Here is a 2,392-nt window from a genome sequence, read left to right on the forward strand (position 1 = left end):
GTCTTGTTAGAAACATTGGATGTTTGCCATTCAATATTCGTAACCAACAGAAGCATGTTCCACCTAATCTAATAGTAAGTTACTTTAGTAAATTAGGTGGCTTGGTCGAACTATAAGCTATTCAAGTGGGACAAATTACAGTTGGCTGGTTCCGCTCCGCTTCACATTTTAGCCAACTACAATTTGCCCCTTAATAGGGCGTTATGTGTCTATCGAGTTGTATGTATCAATCATATTTTGAAGATTGGGAAGTTAAAGCTAATTTTACTAAAGAGTTCGTATCTCTTTGGGGCGGTTGGTTAGGTGATGAAAGTTATAAACTAGATCTTGTAACTGAAAATGAATGGAGCCGTTTTAACGAATTCATCAAGTTATTATCTCAAGGTTTTATGGTTAAACTGGCAGACTGTAAATCTGAGAAACTTCTGGATATAAACAATATTCAGGATACTTTTTCAAGCTACAGTGAATCAATGAACAAAGATGATTCACTATTTTCAAGGTATGTTTTACCTGAGTTAGATTGTGTTATTACAGAAGAGTGGGATTACACTTATATAATTTGGCATAAAAATAATGGCGCTGTCGAAAAGCTTGCACCATTTATAACAAAAGCCAAACTTAAGCATTTTTGTAACTAGCCACATAACAAGTTACTCAAACGGACGCTAAACAGTTGGCTAGCTTCGTTCCTCGCAATTTTAGCCAACAATTTCGCGCCGCTTAGTAAGGTGTTATATTTTTTCAACACACTGTTTGGTGTGTATCTGCTTTCAAAGGTATAAAATGAATTCTCACCTTACTTTATATTTTTTTCTAATCGTTTTTCAATTCTATTCTCTTTCTATAGCTGCAGCCGAGACTCTATCAACGCTTGTCTTATCTCAAGAGCGCGATTATCATTTCCTTTCTGATCACTTAACAGGATCGTATTCTTTAACTTTGAAAAAGGATAATTCTTATTCAGTTATAAATAGAGAGCATATGGGAGTAAGTCAGTCGGATAGTGGTAAGTGGAAACAGGAGTCATCTGGAGAAGTTGTACTCTATTCAGAAGAAACAGCAGCATATGTTATCTCCGATTCTTTTTATGTTGAAATTTTATTTAGAGACGACATAGCTGAACTATCAAAAATAAAATCTGAAGTGAGACGGTTGTTGGATGAGGATTTAGAAGACTTTCCAATTCCGAAAGAACCTGAATTCAACCCTTTTATTAAATTAAAAAATATAAATGCGGAAGTTTATTTTGATTACAAAAATAAAAATAAATTTATAAGCCGAGTAGATTTAATGAATCTGATCAGTGATATTGAGAATTATCAGAACAATCGAAATTTACAGAATATTAGATTCATTCCTAGAAGTTATAAGAAAAAAGTATTTTTACAACACACTAATAGTGATCTTTATTTCTCTAGTGATATTGACGAAATAATAAAGGAGATAGAAATACAAGATTTTGTACCGTACATTTACTTTCTTAAAGAGGAAGACATATCCGATAAACCTTACCCCTTTAAGTTTTTCTCCGTAATGAATAAAGTTACTAGTCATTTAAAATTAAACTAGTTCTTATAGCATTATAAAAAATATAACAAGCCACTCAAGCAGGACAAATAACAGTTGGCTTTGTTCGCTTCGCTCTCTATTATAGCCAACTATCATTTGCCTCTTAGTGGGGCGTTATGTGTTTTAAAGGTTGGTAGTTTTGGAAATGTTAGTTGCTTTTATAATCGTTCTATTATTTCTATCATTTAAGTTTGGGTATATTGTTTTAGATCGCAAAGTTTTCCGCTTTCAAGTTAGTCATATTTTAAAGCGAGGTCGTATTAATAATATTAGAGAATATAGGGTTATACATAACTATATCGAAATGTTGTTTGAAAATGATCCTGATTCTTTTGAGGTAAATCCATCACTACCATTATTAAATAAAATGATGAACGACTTTGGTGGCACAAACACATAACAAGCCACTCAAGCAGGACAAATAACAGTTGGTTTTGTTCGCTTCGCTCTCTATTATAACCAACTATCATTTGCCTCTTAGTGGGGCGTTATACGCAAATATGAATCAACCCTATAGAGTACGCATCAAATCTAAAGTCAAAGTTCGCTTTGCGTTTGCACTTATTGCTTTAGCTATCGGTTTATATTTTCTTATGGAAGTTGATTTCGGCTTTAAAGAAGATGAAGTTAAATATGGTCAGACTTATCTTCTAGAGTCATTTGAACAAAGATCTAGTGGCTCATATCGAGGAAGCACATCTACTACTTATGGTAAGTTTAAATTACCATCAGGAAAAATAATTAGCTCTAGGATTTATATCATTTCTCATAATGGTTTGTATTGTGTTGCGGAGATCTTAATTAATGGTAAAGTTACTCA

At 33.0% G+C, this 2,392-nt stretch carries 4 protein-coding genes; all 4 read left to right on the plus strand.

Going from position 1 to position 2,392, the window contains the following annotated elements:
• Nucleotides 1-221 precede the first annotated feature (221 nt).
• A complete protein-coding gene (locus H4J75_RS19450; RefSeq protein ID WP_182223032.1) occupies nucleotides 222-641 on the plus strand; it encodes a hypothetical protein in 420 nt (139 codons plus the stop codon).
• A 145-nt stretch (nucleotides 642-786) separates the two neighbouring features.
• Nucleotides 787-1,572 carry a hypothetical protein gene (locus H4J75_RS19455; RefSeq protein ID WP_182223033.1) on the plus strand — a complete coding sequence of 262 codons (786 nt, stop codon included), beginning with the start codon at nucleotides 787-789 and terminating at the stop codon, nucleotides 1,570-1,572.
• A 139-nt stretch (nucleotides 1,573-1,711) separates the two neighbouring features.
• Complete coding sequence (locus H4J75_RS19460) at nucleotides 1,712-1,972, plus strand: hypothetical protein (RefSeq protein WP_197517670.1); 261 nt, start codon at nucleotides 1,712-1,714, stop codon at nucleotides 1,970-1,972.
• A gap of 100 nt (nucleotides 1,973-2,072) precedes the next feature.
• On the plus strand, nucleotides 2,073-2,392 hold a 320-nt coding region (locus H4J75_RS19465), incomplete at its 3' end, for a hypothetical protein (RefSeq protein ID WP_182223034.1).

Origin of the sequence: Colwellia sp. BRX10-1, assembly GCF_014077545.1 — a bacterium.
Taxonomy (GTDB): Bacteria; Pseudomonadota; Gammaproteobacteria; order Enterobacterales; family Alteromonadaceae; genus Colwellia_A.